Origin of the sequence: Sphingobacterium gobiense (assembly GCF_002980575.1) — a bacterium.
Taxonomy (GTDB): Bacteria; Bacteroidota; Bacteroidia; order Sphingobacteriales; family Sphingobacteriaceae; genus Sphingobacterium; species Sphingobacterium gobiense.
Genome location: NZ_PVBS01000002.1, coordinates 557,096 through 576,668, shown reverse-complemented (window position 1 = coordinate 576,668; position 19,573 = coordinate 557,096). Strand labels below are relative to the sequence as shown.

Genomic DNA, 19,573 nt, shown 5'->3' with positions numbered 1-19,573 from the left:
TCGTAACTTTGTAACTATATTACAAAAAAAAGAGAAATGGGAAAAACATTAGTAGAGAAGATTTGGGATGCGCACGTCGTCAAGCGTCAAGAGGGCTTCCCAGATATTTTGTATATAGATACGCATTTGATTCATGAGGTGACTTCGCCCCAAGCATTTGACGGACTACGGAAAAGAGGATTACCCGTTTTTCGTCCGAATCAAACGGTGGCCACCGCGGACCACAACGTGCCTACACTCAATCAACACCTTCCAATTCAGGAAGAACTTTCGCGTTACCAAGTGGATATGTTGACCAAAAACTGTAAGGAATTTGGTATCGAGTTGTATGGCTTGGGGCACCCCTATCAAGGCATTGTGCACGTAATCGGGCCGGAGCTAGGTATTACCCAACCGGGAAAAACAATGGTATGTGGAGACAGCCATACTTCTACACATGGGGCTTTCGGTGCCATCGCATTTGGAATCGGAACATCGCAGGTAGAGCAGGTATTTGCTACACAATGTTTGTTACAACAAAAGCCAAAAACGATGAAAATCGAAGTTAACGGTGAGTTGGCAAAAGGCGTAGGTGCGAAGGATATTGTCCTATATATCATCTCCAAAACAACCGCTGCGGGTGGTACAGGATATTTCGTAGAATTTGCGGGTTCAGCTATTCGTTCATTGAGTATGGAAGGTCGGATGACGGTCTGTAACATGAGTATAGAAATGGGTGCCCGCGGTGGACTTATCGCTCCGGATCAAACGACATTCGACTATGTTCATGGTCGGGAGTTTGCGCCTAAGGGAGAAGAGTGGGATAAGGCTCTTGCCTATTGGCAGACACTATATTCCGATGAAGATGCACAATTCGATGCGGTGCTGGAATTCGATGCTGCCGACATTCAACCGATGATTACCTACGGTACAAATCCAGGAATGGGGATTGGCATCTCTGATGCTATTCCGGCGACTTCCAATCAACCCGAATCAGAACGTCCATCTTTTAAAAAAGCATTGGATTATATGGGCTTCCATGATAATGAAACATTATTAGGGCATCCAGTAGATTATGTTTTCATAGGGTCTTGTACCAACTCCCGTATTGAAGATTTACGGGCCGTTGCTTCATTTGTACAAGGGAAGAAAAAAGCAGATAATGTGGAAGTGTGGATAGTTCCGGGTTCTAAACAGGTAGAAACGCAAGCAAAAAAAGAAGGTATCGACAAAATATTTGAAGAGGCTGGTTTTGTGCTTCGTGAACCTGGCTGTTCGGCATGTTTGGGCATGAATGAAGACAAAATCCCAGCTGGAAAATATTGTGTTTCGACTTCTAACAGAAACTTCGAAGGCCGGCAGGGTCCGAATGCCCGCACCATGCTTGCTAGCCCACTGACCGCCGCCGCTGCTGCAGTTAGTGGTAAGATTGTTGACATTCGGGAATTGATTTAAGGAGGCTGAAATGAAAAAATTTGAAAAATTAACATCTACGGTAGTTCCGCTACCTATCGAAAATATCGACACCGATCAGATTATCCCTGCACGTTTTTTGAAAGCAACCACCAGAGAAGGGTTTGGCAACAATTTATTTCGTGACTGGCGTTATGATAGTGACGGACAACCGAAAGCGGATTTTGTGATGAACAATGCTACATACAGCGGAAAAATATTAGTAGCCGGTAAAAACTTTGGTTGCGGTTCTTCCCGCGAGCACGCCGCATGGGCTATCCAAGATTATGGCTTTGACATCGTTATCAGTTCATTCTTTGCCGATATCTTCAAAGGCAACGCGCTAAACAATGGTGTATTACCTATAACCGTCCCCGATGAATTTTTAGAACAAATATTCGACAGCGTATTTGCAGATCCCAATGCAGAACTAACGGTTGATTTAGTGGCGCAAACAGTAACTATCAACGCTACTGGAGCTAGCTTTGAGTTTGAAATCAACCCGTATAAAAAATCTTGTTTAATCAATGGTTACGATGATATCGACTACATCTTGAGCCATAAAAACGTGATTGAAACATACGAACAACAACGCTAATGGAACAGCCTGTCGTCCATATCGCGCAATTGAATCTCCAATACACCGGTCAGGCGGTATTGTCAGATTTCAATTGGGATATATACCTAGGCGAAAATTGGGTTATCGGCGGAAAAAGCGGAACAGGCAAAACTTCTTTAGCCAAAGCAATCGCAGGCGAAGAGAAAAACAGCGGGACGATTACCTTTCATTTTAATGAACATAGCGCGTGCCCGCCGCGCGCATACTATGTTTCCAACTGGTATCAATTTACCAACTTGGAGGGAGATCGTAACTTCTACTATCAGCAACGCTATAATAAATTCCAAAAAAACGATACACTGACAGTCTACGCTGATCTCATCCATTTCGGTCAGAAAAATGGTCTGGATTATGTGGATGCCGAGCCTATTTTGTGGGCATTAGGTTTCGAAAACTGTAAAGATACACAGCTGATCGAACTGTCTAGTGGCGAGCATAAAAAGCTGCAATTGGTACAGGCTCTCTGGCTTAATCCGCAACTTTTAATCATTGACGAACCGTTTACGGGACTCGACAAACAGTCGAGAGCCAATCTTTTGGATATTTTCAATGAAATTGCTCATGGAGGAACAACGTTGATCTTAATTACGAACGATTCACAACTCCCCTCTTGCATCAATCGTTTTGCTGAAATCCAAAACGGTCAGCTCAATATAGTGGAACAAGCAAAGGATTTTTCGAGAGATGACGTTCGCGAAAAGAAACCCCTTCCTTATTTTTTACAAAAGGAGCCAGAAATCATTAGCCAAACGATAGTCGAACTGAAAGATGTATCTGTTCGCTACGGAGACAAAGTCGTATTAAAAAATGTAAATTGGAAGGTAAAAACAGGTGAAAAGTGGCTGTTGCAGGGACCAAATGGTTCGGGTAAATCCACTTTGTTGAGCTTATTGAATGGCGATCATCCCCAAGCCTACGCTTCTGACGTTTGGCTTTTCGGAACCAAGCGCGGCTCAGGCGAAAGCATTTGGGACATTAAGGAAAAGATAGGTATTATCTCGCCGGAGATGCACTGGTATTTCGACCGAAATGCTACCGTATGGCATACGGTGGCATCTGGCTTTTACGATAGCATAGGATGGTTTATAAATGTAAAGTACGAAGAGAAAAAACGTATGGAGCAGTTGTTGGACTTCTTCGATTTGTTACCGTATAAAAACCAGTTGCTTCATACGCTTCCGCTAGGAAAACAGCGTTTGGCACTTTTGGCAAGAACTATTATCAAAAATCCCCCGCTGCTGATACTTGATGAACCCTGTCAGGGATTGGATGTCGCCCAAACCATGCACTTCAATGCGGTGGTAGACGAGCTGTGTACATATGGCAATACATTGATTTATGTTGGTCATTATGAATCACAAATGCCGTCTTGCATCGAACATAGGCTTGTGTTGGAAAAAGGTGAAGTAGTAACAGAAGTAACGGTATAAATAACATATATAAATGAACAAAAATATTTTAATCATCCCCGGAGATGGTATTGGACAAGAAGTAACGACATGGGGAAAACAAGTGTTGGAAACAGTTGCAGCGAAATACGGTCACGAGTTCCGCTTCGACGAAGCTATCATGGGGCATACGGCTATCGAAGCAACTGGTAGCCCGTTACCCGACGAAACACTGGAAAAAGCCAAAGCATCTGATGCGATTCTGTTCGGTGCGATCGGACATGCAAAATACGACAATGATCCTTCGGCGAAGGTGAGACCGGAACAAGGCCTATTAAAAATACGAAAAGAATTAGGTTTGTATGCCAATCTGCGCCCAATATTGCTATTTGACGAATTACTAGAGGCATCGAGTCTAAAACCAGAGGTTTTACGCGGAACGGATATTTTATTTTTCCGCGAGTTGACAGGCGATGTCTATTTTGGAGAAAAAACACGCAGTGAAGATAATACCTTTGCTTCGGATTTAATGAACTATCACCGGTACGAAGTGGAACGTATTGCCCGTAAAGCTTATGAAGCAGCACGCACGCGTAACAAAAAGCTGTGCTCGGTAGATAAGGCGAATGTACTGGAAACATCGCGGTTGTGGCGAGATGTTGTACAGGAAATTGCACGGGAATACCCGGACGTGGAGACGGAGCATATGTTTATTGACAATGCAGCAATGCAATTGGTGAAAAACCCTAAAAAATTCGATGTGGTATTGACAGCCAATCTTTTTGGCGACATTCTGACAGACGAAGCTTCTCAGATTGCGGGTTCTATGGGTATGTTGGCCTCTGCATCTATTGGTGACGGAACAGGCTTTTTCGAACCTATTCACGGTTCCGCACATGATATTGCTGGGCAGAATAAAGCCAATCCGTTGGCGTCTATATTATCAGCAGCCTTAATGCTCGATATCGCATTCGGCCTACAGGAAGAAGCCAAAGTAGTAACCCAAGCTGTTGCGGATACATTAAAAGCAGGCTGGAGAACAGGCGACATTGCTAATGCAGAAACGCCTCTTACCCATGTCTTAGGCACAAACGAGATGGGAGCTAAAGTATTGGAATATTTGAGATAAGGAAAAGATTTTTTAACTTTAAACAGAGCTTTAGTAAGCTCTTCGATAATTTTTTACCGGTCCGCCGTGGCGGATCATCTTTAGATAATTATAAGACTATGTTACACGATCCTAATCATTTATATATTTTCGATACGACCTTACGCGATGGTGAACAGGTACCGGGTTGTCAATTAACTACCCCGGAAAAGGTAGAAATCGCAAAAGATCTAGAACTTTTGGGAGTTGATATCATTGAAGCGGGATTTCCGGTATCAAGCCCGGGGGATTTCCAATCTGTTGTCGAATTGTCCAAAGCAGTGGACGACGTTATTATCTGTGCGCTTACGCGTGCGAATAAAAACGACATTGATGTTGCTGCCGATGCATTGAAGTATGCCAAACGTCCACGTATCCACACCGGCATCGGTTCATCAGATATGCATATACAATACAAATTCAATTCCACGCGCGAGGAAATTTTGGAACGTGCCGTTGCGGCGGTAAAACATGCTAAGTCTTACGTGGAGGACGTTGAGTTTTATGCAGAAGATGCAGGACGGGCAGATTTAGCCTATTTAGCCCGTATGGTAGAAGCGGTCATTGGAGCTGGAGCTACGGTTGTCAACATACCGGACACCAATGGCTATTGTTTGCCCGATCAATATGGTGCAAAAATCAAGTACTTAAAAGAACATGTAAAAAACATCGATCAAGCTATCATTTCAGCACATTGCCATAACGATTTAGGATTAGCCACGGCCAATTCTGTCGCTGCTGTTCAAAATGGTGCTCGTCAAGTTGAATGTACCATCAACGGTATCGGCGAGCGCGCAGGGAATACCTCATTGGAGGAAGTTGCGATGATTATGCAAGTGCACGCCAGTCAATTTCCGGGGTTAACCTCCAACATCAACAGCAAAATGTTTACGCATATTTCCCGTAAGGTGAGCGCTATGATGCGTATGCCGGTGCAACCGAACAAAGCTATCGTTGGGAAAAATGCATTTGCACACAGTTCAGGCATACATCAAGACGGGTTCTTAAAGCATCGTGAAAATTACGAGATTATTCGTCCGGAAGATGTAGGCTTGGTAGAAGCCGATATTATCCTGACTGCTCGCTCGGGCCGCCATGCATTAAAACACCATTTGGAGCGCTTGGGCTATCAGCTGGACAAAGGTAATCTTGCCGTAATCTATGAAAAGTTTCTCATCATGGCAGATGCAAAAAAAGACATCAATGACGAAGATCTACACACCTTGTTAAAATAAAAAATGGCTAGCCATCTAGAATTTGGGAGGCATGGTGAATGGGAAGCACAAGCGTTCTTACGCACCCAGGGCTACCAAATTCTACAATTAAATTGGCGGTATAAGCGATGGGAAATAGATATCATTGCCAAAGAGGGAGATATACTCACATTTATAGAAGTGAAAAGTCGCAGTTCAACGCAATATGGTGAACCGTCTCAATTTGTTGATTTAAAAAAACAGAAAAATATTATTCGGGCAGCCGGTGTTTTCCTAAGACGAAGCAACCACCAGGGCGATATTAGATTTGATATTGTTTCCGTTTATAGTCATAACGGCAAAAAAGATATTTCACTTGTTAAAGATGCCTTTTGGGGCAGTTATTCTTAAAAAATGACCTTAAATATAGATTCATTGCAAGCGGCGGAACGCATAAAAGGTATTGTGAACCGCACGCCTTTGCAATACAATATACACCTTTCGGAAAAATATGATGCAGCGGTATACTTAAAACGGGAAGACCTACAGGTCGTTCGTTCGTATAAGTTACGCGGTGCGTATAATAAAATTGTCAGTCTGTCAGCGGAGGAAAAGTCCAAAGGTGTTACTTGCGCTAGCGCAGGCAACCATGCGCAAGGTGTCGCTCTTTCCTGTAAAAAATTAGATATTAAAGGCGTTATTTTTATGCCTGGTCCTACGCCTCGTCAAAAAATCACGCAGACGGAGATGTGGGGCAATGGCAATATCGAAATCGTATTAACTGGCGATACGTTTGATGACTGTCAGAAAGCGGCATTGGAATACACAAAAGAGCACAATATGACGTTCATTCCTCCCTTTGATGACGAAAAAATCATCGAAGGGCAAGGTACCGTCGCCGTAGAAATATTGGAAGATCTTCCGGATGTAGACGCCGTCATTATTCCTATAGGGGGAGGAGGATTATCATCGGGGCTGGGTTACCACATGAAAAAACATGCTCCGCACGTGAAACTATATGGTGTAGAGCCTGAGGGAGCGCCGTCTATGATTGCCGCCATACGGAATAATGGTCCGATAGAATTGGAACATATTAATAAATTCGTGGATGGGGCCGCTGTCAAAAAAGTAGGTAACCTAACGTACGAAATTAGCAGTAAATTATTGGATAGCGTGAAGCCAATACCAGAGGGCCAAATCTGCACGACTATTTTACAGCTTTACAATAAAGACGCCATTGTGGCGGAGCCAGCAGGTGCCTTATCCATCGCTGCTTTAGCGTTTCACAAAGAAGAAATAAAAGGAAAAAAGGTCGTTTGTATTGTCTCGGGCGGCAACAATGATATCGATCGTATGAGTGAAATCAAGGAAATGTCCTTGCTCTACGAAGGTTTTAAGCATTATTTTATCGTTCGCTTTCCACAACGCCCGGGCGCTTTACGTCTACTGGTAACCGAAGTACTCGGACCAAAAGATGACATTACCCGTTTCGAATATATTAAGAAAACAGAACGGGAAAGAGGTCCGGCATTGATTGGTATAGAACTAAACGATCCGAAGGATTATACCATTTTTATTGAAAGAATGAAATCTTACAAATTCGATTTCATTGAGGTGAATAAGGATCAGACGTTGTTTGAGTATTTAGTATAAAATTAATTCTTCTTTAAATACTTTTCTAAGAACTGGTCCTGTTCCCACAAGGTATGCAAAATGCTTTCCTCTGCGGCGTATCCGTGTGACTCTAGCGGAAGTAAAACCATACGAACGGGCGCTCCCATATTCTTTAGTGCCTGAAAGTAACGCTCGGTCTGCAACGTAAATGTGCCAGGGTTGTTATCCGCATCGCCATGAATCAGTAACATTGGCGTCTTCATCTTTTCCGCGTTCATAAACGGCGACATCCGATTATACAAACCCGGATCGTCCCAATAGTTACGTTGCTCCCTTTGGAAGCCAAACGGTGTAAGCGTACGGTTATAGGCTCCAGATCGAGCGATTCCAACTGCAAACAAGTCCGAATGGGATAACAAGTTTGCCGTCATAAAAGCTCCGTATGAATGTCCTCCAACGCCGATCCGATTTTTATCGATAAATCCCAACTTGTCCACCGCATCAATAGCGGCCGCTCCATTGGCAACCAATTGCTCAATAAAGGTATCGTTGGGTTCCTCATCCCCCTCTCCTATTATCGGGAAAGCAGCATTGTCTAAAACAGCATATCCTTTAGTTACCCAATATACGAAGGAGCCGTACGATGGGAACGTAAACGCATGCGGATTCGCTGTGCTTTGTCCTGCCGTGGTCCGGTCTTTATATTCGGTGGGATAAGCCCAGATCAACAATGGCAGTTTATCTGTTTTTTTCTGCCGATCATAACCTGCCGGAAGATATAGTGTACCTGATAAGTCTACACCATCCTTTCTTTTATAATGTATTACCTCTTTATATACACCTTTCAAGCTTTGGAACGGATTTTTAAAATCCGTCAAAGCAGTTACTTTGTTCTTCCGAATATTTTTTAAGTAAAAATTGGGATATTCCGTTTGTGATTGGATTGCAACTAAAATATCTCCCTTCTTGACATCGACCAACGAAACGATATCTTCCTTTTTACCGGGGTTGTCTACAGTATAAACGTTCTTTCGGTTCAACGTACTCCAGTCCATCTCAGCAATATAGGGGAACTGGCCATCTTTCGTATAACCATCGCTCACCCAATAGCTCTTGTTCTTATCCATATATATTACATGTCTACCGTAGTCATTACGCGCGGTATATACGTCCCCCGGTGCTTTGTATCTATCCTGTGAATTTCTTTCCAAAACCAATCTATGGTCTTTCGCTTTTGGGTTCAAAGCAAAAATCTTCTCGCTCCGCGTATCATACCAACTTGTATAAACCAATGCATGCTCTTCATCTCCCCAGATAACGTTAGAAAAACGATCGGTGACCTTAACTAAGGATACGGGATTCCCATCAAATGGGGCATCCCAAGAAAATAATTCGTCCCGGTATGTTGCAACTTGTGATGCGTCCCCGCCGTCCAATGCCTCAACATAATATAACGAGGCAGGCTTATCTCCGCGCCAGTACATATGCCGTTTCCCTTTTCGTGTAGAAGAAAATCCTTTAGGTTGAATTTCGTTCAACGGCACCTCATTCACCACTTTAATTGGGTTTCCTTCTAAATCGTACACGGTGGTTTCCTGCGGAAAACTACGTAGTGATACCACATAGGAGAAAGGTCTTTTGATTACAGTTACCAATAAATATTGTCCGTCAGGTGAAAATGCATGCTGATGGTATATCGCTTTGTCGAGAAATTTAGACTGCTGACCTTCCAGATTTACTGTATATAATTCCGACTGGGCTAATGTTTCAAAGTTAGCCTCATCTTGCGGATTCTTCAACAGGTCTTGATAGGTCCGCAATTGCGAAATCTGTCCATCGCTGGTAGACACTATAGGCCCTACAGGCAAGTCCTTACTGCTATCGATAAGGGCAGATCTTTCTGCTGGAAGCTTGCTGATCAATAACGCTTTGCCGTCGCTGTACCAAGTATAAGGCCTACCCATAGCCGCGTTTAAATCGGTATCGGTCAATTTTCGCGCTTGGGCAGTTTCCAGTTCTATCACCCACAATTCAACCCCGTCGGCAGCTGTGTGTGTCAAGGCCAAAAACTTATCATCTGGAGAAAAGCTCATATTGGCTATCCGAGGATGCTCCGGCAAGCCGGATATCTCCACCTCTCCATCTTCGCCCAATCTCTTCAAACGGATATCGTTAATATACGTTACCCGGCTCGAAATATTCGTTATCGGATTGATACGCAGTCCCGCTAGCCGAACCTCTTTCTGGTTTAATTCATCCAGACTTTTGTAAGTAGATCGATAAGATAAAACCATCCATTGTTTGTCTGGACTCAACATTACACTGGGCGGACGCTTAAAATCGGCTAAAGCTAAAATTTCCTCGCTAGGCTTTTGATAGGTGATATTTTCTTGTGCGTGTGCTAATCCAAAAAAAGATAACAGCAATAAACCAATAGATAATCTCATATATACTTAATGATGTCTAAATAAAATCTTCAACAACTAGTCAGTCCTTTTTCTTCAACATATTCCGTTCTTTCGGCTGATTGATGATGCCTAATTTTACCCCACGTTGTGCGGAGCTCGTTTTCCGGGACGAAGCTCGCAGGCTAGTAGGAATAGAGACCCCTGCCGTCTCCAATGCTTTCGCTATCATATCCTCTTCGGGATCACCGAAATCTTTGAAGATATAATCATTTACGCCCGATATATCGACTTCCATCCCATCCCAATAATCGGTATAGCCTCCAGCATTAATCGTCTTAAAAGACGTTGCCCATAACGTAATATCTTCAATCTCCTCGGCGAAGAAACCTACAGGTTTGCCATACGTCCTATCCGTTTCAGCGATAAGAACTACATTTAAATACGGCTTAAGCACACTGATAAGTAATTCAGCTGCGGAAGCCGTTTGTTCTGTCACCAAGACATAGATATTCTCCAATTTCAGTTGGTTGGTTTGATTTTCAAAATAAACATCTTGAAAACTGCTCCGATGCTGCGAGGATGTAGCTAAATATTCGTTCACTACATATTTGAACATTAATTTATCATGATTTGCCGCATTAACCATTTTATTCGCTAAATATTCAGCGGTACTCACATAACCACCAGTATTATAGCGTAAGTCCAAGATAAGGTCTTTAATGTTGGCTCCTTTAAAAGAGGCAAAGATTTCCTCAAGCTTTATATAGTTTTGATGTGTATTTGGCCACACCTCCTCAAACGAAGAATACGCCAGGTAACCAATATTTTTATCGGGGTAAGTATAAACCGAATCTAAAATAACGGGGTCAATTTCATAGGAATTCTGATATCCTATCGTAAACACTTTTTCCTCTGCACTCGCTGTCTCCACTTTTAATTTCAAGGTGTTCGCTTCCAATGCAGCTTCCAACTTTGCTCCAACACGTCGTACATCGGCTTGGTTTAGATTACTGCCATTATATCCAACGGTAATATCCTCATCATCATTGACCGCATATACGATCGATCCTCGTGTTACACCCTCCTTCTGTGCAGGAGAGCCTCCTTCAACAAAGAAAATAACGGGATAGGCTACTGTTGCCGAAGAAGAAAGTATCCCCCAACCATAATAAAGTCCGTACCCCTCATTGGTATCCATCCGAAAACCATCTGCATAACTTAAATTGCCTTCTGTATTAGATTCGTCTAAAAAGGAAAAGCGGTCAATGCTTCCGTTATACCCTGCATAAAAAGGTGTCATATTTTTTAACGCAGCCAATAGATTGTTGTTAGAAGAATACTTCTTCACAAACTCCAACCGCCCTTCCTCATCAAGATCTGGAATCTGCTCTGTCCACAATGAATATTTATTAAAATAATCGTAGATGTCTGCCTTAATGTGGTCATCTTCGGTAGGTTCTGGTCCTGGTTCTACAGGCGGTTTTATTTCCTTCTTACAAGCAAATAAAAGCCCTAAAAAAAGGAATAATAAATATTTATATAGGCTCATTAACCATCGAATTATCGGTTACTAAGATAATGGTTATTTTTTTAAAAAACTACATTTACATGCTCTCGTTAAATGTTAGCTCACGAAACAAGAAGCCAGTTCAGCAATCAAAGAAGGGTGTAGTCAAATTCGACCACCCCCTTCTTTCATTACATATCCATAAATTCCATTAATTTGTTTGCGGATTTTGAACAATGACACCGTTGGAATTGTTAATTTCATCCTGCGGGATAAGCCACTGCCAATTGAGTGTGCCTACAGATTCCTCTATTTTTATGGCCAAAGTTGCATCATGGTTTCCGCCACGACGAGTCAATGGCGTTTTCGTCCGCTTTAAATCGTAGAATCTAAATCCTTCCCCCCACAATTCGCTACGACGTTGAACCATAATTTCATCAACAAGTGCGGTACCGGTACTCGTTGAACGTGTATATGCAGGGTCCCGCTTTATTACATATTCATACAATACATCTGCCGCACGTCCATCGCCATCTCTCGCCAGCGCTTCCGCTTCAATCAGATACATCTCTGCGGCACGCATGTATGGCACATCACCAATGCTCATCGATTCATTAGCAACCTTAAATTTACGACTATGATACTTAAAACGCCTGAATGTACTTGCTGGTAAAGGAAAATCTACTTCATTCTCTCCTGTCGGATCCCATAATTGTTTACGCACATCCGTATCCGATATCTGGTCGTACAAACCGGAAAAAATTAATCTTGGCGTGCCACGTATCAAACTAGAGCTGTAGTTAAGTGACATGTGTGCGAAGAAAGAATAGAAATAACTGGTTTGGTCGGCTACGATTCTTGAAGACCACATCCATTCGCCGACAGTGTAGTCATTGAAGCCGGAAAGATAGTCACTTTCACTCATCAATGGAAATCCTTCTCGAGCCTCCTGTGCATAAGTGGCGGCATCCCCATAATTTTGTTGCGTCAAAGCTACCCTAGCCATCATCCCCTTCACCACATTCTCATTCAATTGTGATTTATCGGTACCACGTTCATAGCCATCTAACAGCGTCAATGCGTCAACGAAATCGGTATTAATCTGCGCGTATACTTCTGCAACAGTATTTCTTGGGAGCGGAGAAGTGCTAGGCTCCGTCACAATAGACACCGCTAAGCCGTCGTTAGCAGCTCCCTCCATATAGGCTTCACCAAACAATTGGACCAACTGAAAGTAACTCCATGCCCGATAAGCCAAAGCCTGTCCTTTGATAAATGCCTTATCGACTTCAGATCCTTCTGCAGCATCCACATTGGCAATAATCATATTTGCATTACCGATGATCACATAGTAAAATAAATAATTATACCGTACCGTATAATGTGATGGATTTCGGTGATCCACCCATTGGTAATTACCACGCAGCCAGCTACTACTACTCGAGGCCAGCACCACATCCTCTCCCATCACGTCCATCATCATCATGTTACCACTCTGTCCTCCAAGTGGCTGGCTACCAAAAATCTGTGAATACAGAATCCGGTGTATCCCGTTTAAAGCAGCCCAAGCGTTATCTACGGTCTCAAAGACAGTAACCGTGGAAACCTGATCTGTTGGTGCCGTCTCTAAATAATCATCATTACACGATGTCGTACATAGGATAACGGTAGTTACCCATGTTATAATCGAAAAAAAACTGTTTCTCATCTTGCTTAAAATTTAATCCGTGTACCAACGGTAAACAAACTATTAAAATTATACGAGTTGCTGACCGTCCCATTAAACGATCCCACCACATTCATCCCCTTTCTTGCTGAAAGTAAGCCAAGGTTCTCTCCGGAAAGGTATACATAACAATCTTTCATATTAATCGCACCGAGCACAGATTGTGGTAAATTATACCCCAAAACAATCGTGTTGAGGTTCAGATAAGATGCACTGGTCAAGAAACGTGTACTCTGTCCGTTCAGATTTGCTGTAGCACCAGCATCCATCCGCGGAATATCGGTCACATCACCGGTTTGCTGCCACCTATCCATAATATCAATATGTTTCGCATTTCCATAACCACCGGAACTCATTAGAGAAGCATAACCGCTGTCATAAATATGACCACCGAGTTGGAAAGTAAACATAAGGGATAAACTGAATCCTTTATAACCGAGATCATGCCTCATCGAACCATAAACATCGGGAATCGCTGTTTTATCAACATAACGAAGATTAGCCTCGCCCAGCACCGTGGTCAGGGTATCATTTCCAATAATTCTAGTATTGTCCGTCTCTTGATTGGTACGGTATAAGGCGTCTCCATTATCCGGATCTACACCGTAAAACTCCCGCAGGTGGAAATCGTAAATGGAATGACCAACACTAAGACCTTTTGTCCCATTTTGAATCAGCGGTTGTCCTGGAGGCATCTCCGTGATCTTGTTTTTTTGATGCGTCAAGTTCAATGTCGTGGAATAGTTAAAATCTCCTCCACGCACAACATCAGCTGTCAACGTTAGCTCCAGCCCCCTATTGTACATGTTTCCGATATTTTGATCAACAGTATGGTAATAAGGATCAACATTGATAACCCCTCCATGTATCAAAGCCATAGGAACCGCAAAGATTAGTCCGTCGGTCTTCCGATCAAAATATTCTACACTACCTCGTAGACGACGATCCAACACCTCAAAGTCAATCCCTATATCGAAGTTTTTACTGGTTTCCCAGGTGATGCTGTCATTTGGCAAAGAACGCTGTGTAAGCCCCGGCTTATCGGCGTTGTTCCTGCCCAGCGTATACAAGGCCTGATAGGGATAATTACCAATCCCCGCATCGTTTCCAACCGTTCCGTACGAAGCACGAAGTTTTAGAAAATTGATCTTATCGCTATTGATGAAATCCTCTTCACTAATATTCCAAGCACCGCCAATCGACCAGAAAGTTGCCCAGCGGAAATCCCGGTGAAATCTGGAGTTACCGTCTCTTCTAAGCGACCCGTTCAACACATACTTTCGATCAAAATCGTAAGTTCCCCTGCCAAAGAAACTTTCTATTGTCCGGTTGTGCTCATAAGAAGTTGTTCCAAGAACAGAGGCAAAATTTGGCAATTCGGTAATGCCATCCACAATCATTTCCGAACGGCTACCGGAAAGATAATTATACTTGTAGGCATAATTTTCATGGCCTGCCATTACATTAACACGGTGTTTGCCGAACGCTTGATCAAATTCCAGCAACTGGTTCCAAGTATAACTGGTTGTTCGATAAAAATAATGATAAGCACGCCCTGCCGGGGAACCATCACCGATAATCGGATTATCATACAACCGTTCATGTGTATCCTGAACATCCAATCCTATATTGGTCGTTGCTTTCAACTGAGGCAGGATTTGGAACTCCAAAAAGGTACGGCCTCCGAAAGCAGAACGAATATCATTTTGCGAATCCAACTGATTTTCATAAATGGTATTCCGCCCAGGCGTAAATGGTCGATTATCTCCAAAATCATACTGTCTGTTTCCAAATTCATCCAACACGTAGGCTCCCGTTACCGGATCGTGCTGATGAATAGGGTAAATAGGCCCGATGTACCGTGATACATAGAAGGGGTTGATAATGCTCGTATTACCATCTGCATTATCAAACTTATTATCAGAATAATTAGCGGTTAAGTTAAACCCTCCACGCAGCCAATCGGTTGCTTGCGTATTTACATTTACGCGCCCTATGATACGCTTTAAGTCTGACTTCAGTAAATATCCCTGATCGTTCGTATATCCTAAATTCGCATAAAAAGTTGTTTTATCGGAACCACCATCATAAGATATACCATAAGCCTGCCGTTGTCTTCCTCCCGTCTGAATAGCCTTTGCCCAATCCAGATCATCGCCGTATAAAAGCTGGGCGTTAGGATTCATCATCCCCCTTTCATCTACAATTTCATTATTGGGGACATTAAAGGGATTATAGCCTAATTGGCTATATATGCCGGAATAAGTATTCCCCTCGTAAGAGGTCGTATTGCCGCTGGCAATACTGCGAGCCACATCATCCGGCACGCCTGCCGACAACAAACTATTTTTAAGGGACTCCCACATCAGAGGATAGTAATCAAACGCATCGATACGGTCATATTCTGGCAAACCCCGACGTATAATTCCTGCGGATGCATTGACCGTAAAATTATTCTGGTTGACTTTACCTTTTTTGGTCGTCACCATTATAACGCCGTTGGCACCCCTGGAACCATATAACGCAGTAGTCGCCGCGTCTTTTAAAACAGCTATCGATTCGATGTCGTCCGGATTGAGATTGGCTGTTCCCGCATCATACGGGATACCGTCGACGACATAAAGGGGATCATTACTGGCATTGATTGACCCGAAACCTCGCACGCGTATCCCCGCGCCAGAGCCGGGCGCACCACCAGAAAGTGTTCCTTGAACACCCGGGGCAGATCCCACTAGTGCACTGGTGACGTTTGTCAAGGGTCTGTTTTCGAATTCTTTGGAGTTGATTTGAGCTGATGAGCCTACGTGGGAATGTTTGTCTACCGTACCATAGGCCACAACAAGAACCTCATCTAACGAGGTCTCTAAAGATTGGAGCGTGACGTTAATCGTTGACTCGTTGCCAATAGTTACTCGCTTAGCGGCGTAGCCGATGCTGGTAAAGGAGAGCGTCCCCCCATTCGTCACAGAAACTCCGTAATCTCCATTTTCATCCGTCTGCGTAGCCGTCGACGTCCCCACGATTGCCACAGATACACCCGAAATAGGTGTTCCGTCACTAGCGGATGTCACTTTGCCTCCCACTTGTCGGGTTTGCGCCAACGAGTATCCTACCAGGCAGGTCAGTACAAATAACATACTGAGTAATTTTTGCTTCATGTTCGCTGTTTGTTTAGTTAAAAATCGTTAAATCAACAGTAAACATAAAAAAAACAACCGAAAAAGCCTCTAATTTTTTTAAAAGCACCAACAAATAGGCCAAAAAAGTCATTATCATAATAATACAAATCAAAAAGAAAACAAAACACTTGCTTTTGTTAATATTTTATGAAAATTTTATACCAAAAAAAAGAAATATCCACCGACAACTACATCTTACTACACCATATTATTGGCAGGCATACAATCCTCCCCTTCCAAAAATTCCCCTTCAAAAAACAGCCAACTGATTCTGTTCCAGAACAGGTGAAAAATACGTCAGAATTTAGTCAGTTTTACACCTAAATTTACCATATAATTTTTATCGAAAATTTGTGTAAATTTTAGTCTGCAAAGTTGTTTTTAAAGTTATCAACATCCAAATCAATAGCTATAAATCAATATTTTACACAAAAAAACAAGCGTAGAACGCGGTTTATTCTATCTGTCTGTTAACCATGTGGAAAAGTATCACTACCGCTCCGAATTAAAATATTGGATATTTGTTATGCTTGAGATGCAGACCCGCCTCAAGTCTCGTGTTTTAACTTCTTGGAGATGGTAACATCTTCGCAAATTTAAACTTACAACAACATGGCAAGAATCATTAAATTCGAAAAAAATGACTGTGCGCCATGCGCACAAGTGTCCGCCTTCTTAGACAACAGAGGGATTCCATACGAAACCATTAACCCGTTCGACCAACCTGATCTAGCTGCTAAGTTTAAAATCAGAACGGTTCCAACAGTTCTGGTCCTCGACGACGAAGAAGTACAACAGCGCATCATCGGTTTCAAACCCGAAGAGTTGGCGTCAATAGCCCTTTAATTGTTTCACCCTAACGGAGCGAGATATGGTTCATCTATATTACGATTCAAAAACTGGAAATGTCCAGCGCTTTATTAACAAAGTTATCCAAATAACCGGATGGCAAGCGCATAAAATTGAAGAAAGCTTGGAAATCCAAGAATCTGGGCACTTGGTTACGTATACGACCAAGCTAGGATCTATGCCGGAAAAAACGAAGATGTTTATGGATAACCATGCGGAGAAAATCTATTCCGTGACCTCCAGCGGCAACAGAAACTGGGGCAGAAATTTTGGGCTAGCAGCCGACAAGGTATCCGAAGATTACGATATTCCACTCGCCATGAAATTCGAGCTTTCTGGCACGATGGAAGATATCAATCAATTTATTGAAATTATAAAACACCAATACAATGATAGCAAACGAGGTAGCAAAAAATTGGATATTGCTTAATAACGAAATCATGATTAAGCATGATGAGGAGTACAGCTTACATAAAGACAAAGAAGCTGTACGCGCCTATTTCTTGGAACATGTAAACAAGAACACAGTCTTCTTTTATACGTTAAAAGAAAAGATTGATTACTTAATTGAGCACAACTATTATATCAATTTCTACGAGTGGTTCACCTTCGAAGAAATGGAAGAGGTGTACAACTATGTACACGCAAAGAAATTCCGTTTTCAATCGTTCATGGCAGCGTTTAAGTTCTTCCAGAGCTACGCATTACGTGACGACACAGGCGAGAAATTCTTAGAGCGCTATGAAGACCGTGTGGTTGCTGTAGCACTTTTCCTTGCTCGAGAAGAAGGTGTACAAAAAGCTATCGAGTATGCTGAGATCATGATCAATCAAGAATATCAACCTGCTACCCCGACATTCTTGAACGCTGGAAAAAAACGTTCCGGCGAATTGGTATCTTGTTTCTTAGATGAGATTGGTGACAACCTAAACGGTATCGGCTATGCTGTCGACTCCGCAATGAAACTATCTTCTATCGGTGGTGGTGTTTCCTTTAACATTTCCAAAATCCGTGCGCGCGGAGAAGCTATCAAAGGCGTGGACGGACGTGCTGGCGGTGTCCTTCCTATTATGAAGATCATGGAAGATACGTTCTCTTACGCCAACCAACTGGGACAACGTCCAGGTGCAGGAGCGGTCTACCTCAATATCTTCCACGCCGATATCGAAGAATTTCTGGATTGTAAAAAAATCAATGCCGACGAGAAGGTACGTATCAAATCACTTTCTATAGGCATCGTTATTCCAGATAAATTTATGGAGATGGCCGAAAAAGACGAACCTTGCTATCTTATTTATCCACATACTGTCATGCAGGAATATGGCAAATATCTAGATGATATGGACATGGATAAGATGTATGATGAATTGATCACCAATCCAAACGTTAAAAAGAAAAAAGTTAATGCGCGCCACTTACTGGTACGTATCGCTCAAATTCAAAAGGAATCGGGTTACCCCTACATTTTCTTCAAGGAGAATACCAATAGAGTACACGCCTTAAATGGCATAGGTCAAGTGAAATTCTCTAACTTGTGTACGGAAATTATGCAGGTTTCCGAAGTTTCGGATATTGAGATTTATGGCAGAGAGGATACCATTCGCTACGGTATATCCTGTAACCTCGGGTCGCTCAATATCGCGACCGTGATGGACAACAAACGCATTAAAGAAGCGGTAAAAACGGCAACACGCGCCCTAACGGTAGTAACCGATGTTACGAACATTGAAATGGTTCCATCCATCGCTAAGGCCAATAGAGAATTACACTCCGTCGGACTAGGAGCTATGAACTTACATGGCTTTTTGGCGAAGAGCTTCATAATGTACGAATCTACAGAAGCGCTAGACTTTGCCAATACATTCTTCATGATGATGAACTACTATTCTTTGGAGGCTTCGATGGAAATTGCTAAAGAGCGTGGTAAAACATTCGTGGGCTTTGAGAAATCAGCTTATGCAGACGGCACTTATTTCGATAAATATACAGCGCAAGACTACGCGCCTACCACCGACAAGGTGCAGGAGCTGTTTGAAGGTATTCATGTACCAACAAGACAAGATTGGGAAAACTTAAAAGGACAAATACAGGAACATGGTATCTACCACGCGTATCGCCTAGCTATCGCGCCAAACCAATCTACTTCCTATATCATGAACGCGACTGCTTCGGTTATGCCAGTAGTGGATATTATTGAGGTACGGGAGTATGGCGACAGTACCACCTATTATCCGATGCCTTATTTAACAAATGACAACTATTTCTACTTCAAGTCGGCATACGATATGGATCAATTTAAAGTGCTGAAATTGATTTCGGTAGTCCAACGTCACATTGATCAAGGAGTATCCACCATCCTGCACACCAACTCGAAGGATTCGACAAGAGATCTAGCGAAATACTACATCTATGCGCATAAGCTTGGTTTAAAATCGCTGTACTATACACGCACACGTAAATCAACCGTAGAAGAGTGTATTTCCTGCTCTGCATAATTAGCGGCTAGGTGTGG

The 19,573-nt window shown here is 42.7% G+C and carries 14 protein-coding genes; 10 read left to right on the top strand and 4 right to left on the bottom strand.

Annotation, left to right across the window (positions count from 1 at the left end; genetic code table 11):
• Nucleotides 1–36 precede the first annotated feature (36 nt).
• From leuC to ilvA, 7 genes are all read left to right on the top strand, one after another.
• Nucleotides 37–1,434, top strand: a complete 1,398-nt coding sequence (gene leuC / locus C5749_RS11485) for a 3-isopropylmalate dehydratase large subunit (RefSeq protein ID WP_105726164.1) — start codon at nucleotides 37–39, stop codon at nucleotides 1,432–1,434.
• A gap of 10 nt (nucleotides 1,435–1,444) precedes the next feature.
• Nucleotides 1,445–2,029, top strand: coding sequence for a 3-isopropylmalate dehydratase small subunit (gene leuD, locus C5749_RS11480; protein WP_105726162.1), 585 nt, complete (start codon nucleotides 1,445–1,447; stop codon nucleotides 2,027–2,029).
• Nucleotides 2,029–3,480: an ATP-binding cassette domain-containing protein gene (locus C5749_RS11475; protein WP_105726160.1), complete on the top strand. Its 1,452-nt coding sequence runs from the start codon at nucleotides 2,029–2,031 to the stop codon at nucleotides 3,478–3,480. The genes leuD and C5749_RS11475 overlap by 1 nt, the downstream gene beginning before the upstream one ends.
• 13 nt (nucleotides 3,481–3,493) lie before the next feature.
• Nucleotides 3,494–4,567, top strand: coding sequence for a 3-isopropylmalate dehydrogenase (gene leuB, locus C5749_RS11470; RefSeq protein WP_105726158.1), 1,074 nt, complete (start codon nucleotides 3,494–3,496; stop codon nucleotides 4,565–4,567).
• Between the two features lie 98 nt (nucleotides 4,568–4,665).
• A complete protein-coding gene (locus tag C5749_RS11465; protein ID WP_105726156.1) occupies nucleotides 4,666–5,820 on the top strand; it encodes a 2-isopropylmalate synthase in 1,155 nt (384 codons plus the stop codon).
• A gap of 3 nt (nucleotides 5,821–5,823) precedes the next feature.
• A complete protein-coding gene (locus C5749_RS11460) occupies nucleotides 5,824–6,189 on the top strand; it encodes a YraN family protein (RefSeq protein ID WP_105726154.1) in 366 nt (121 codons plus the stop codon).
• Nucleotides 6,190–6,192: 3 nt separating this feature from the next.
• Nucleotides 6,193–7,431 (top strand): threonine ammonia-lyase IlvA, encoded by a 1,239-nt coding sequence (gene ilvA, locus C5749_RS11455; RefSeq protein ID WP_105726152.1) that lies wholly within the window; start codon nucleotides 6,193–6,195, stop codon nucleotides 7,429–7,431.
• A gap of 2 nt (nucleotides 7,432–7,433) precedes the next feature.
• On the opposite strand, the gene C5749_RS11450 is transcribed toward ilvA, so the two are convergent.
• The 4 genes from C5749_RS11450 to C5749_RS11435 all read right to left on the bottom strand — a co-directional run bounded on the left by C5749_RS11450 (nucleotide 7,434) and on the right by C5749_RS11435 (nucleotide 16,191).
• Nucleotides 7,434–9,839 (bottom strand): S9 family peptidase, encoded by a 2,406-nt coding sequence (locus tag C5749_RS11450; protein ID WP_105726150.1) that lies wholly within the window; start codon nucleotides 9,837–9,839, stop codon nucleotides 7,434–7,436.
• 40 nt (nucleotides 9,840–9,879) lie between these two features.
• Entirely contained in the window at nucleotides 9,880–11,349 is a 1,470-nt protein-coding gene (locus C5749_RS11445) for a S41 family peptidase (protein WP_105726148.1), read from the bottom strand.
• Between the two features lie 169 nt (nucleotides 11,350–11,518).
• A complete protein-coding gene (locus tag C5749_RS11440) occupies nucleotides 11,519–13,015 on the bottom strand; it encodes a RagB/SusD family nutrient uptake outer membrane protein (RefSeq protein WP_105726147.1) in 1,497 nt (498 codons plus the stop codon).
• Between the two features lie 5 nt (nucleotides 13,016–13,020).
• On the bottom strand, nucleotides 13,021–16,191 hold the full coding sequence (locus tag C5749_RS11435; RefSeq protein ID WP_105726145.1) for a SusC/RagA family TonB-linked outer membrane protein: 3,171 nt from the start codon (nucleotides 16,189–16,191) through the stop codon (nucleotides 13,021–13,023).
• A gap of 633 nt (nucleotides 16,192–16,824) precedes the next feature.
• Between C5749_RS11435 and C5749_RS11430 the strand changes: the two genes are divergently transcribed.
• From C5749_RS11430 to nrdE, 3 genes are read left to right on the top strand one after another with little or no spacing between them, the layout of a single operon-like run.
• Complete coding sequence (locus C5749_RS11430; protein ID WP_105726143.1) at nucleotides 16,825–17,058, top strand: glutaredoxin family protein; 234 nt, start codon at nucleotides 16,825–16,827, stop codon at nucleotides 17,056–17,058.
• 25 nt (nucleotides 17,059–17,083) lie between these two features.
• Nucleotides 17,084–17,491 carry a class Ib ribonucleoside-diphosphate reductase assembly flavoprotein NrdI gene (gene nrdI / locus C5749_RS11425; protein WP_105715188.1) on the top strand — a complete coding sequence of 136 codons (408 nt, stop codon included), beginning with the start codon at nucleotides 17,084–17,086 and terminating at the stop codon, nucleotides 17,489–17,491.
• A complete protein-coding gene (gene nrdE, locus C5749_RS11420) occupies nucleotides 17,451–19,556 on the top strand; it encodes a class 1b ribonucleoside-diphosphate reductase subunit alpha (RefSeq protein ID WP_105726141.1) in 2,106 nt (701 codons plus the stop codon). Before nrdI ends, nrdE begins: the two co-directional genes overlap by 41 nt.
• Nucleotides 19,557–19,573: the final 17 nt, after the last annotated feature.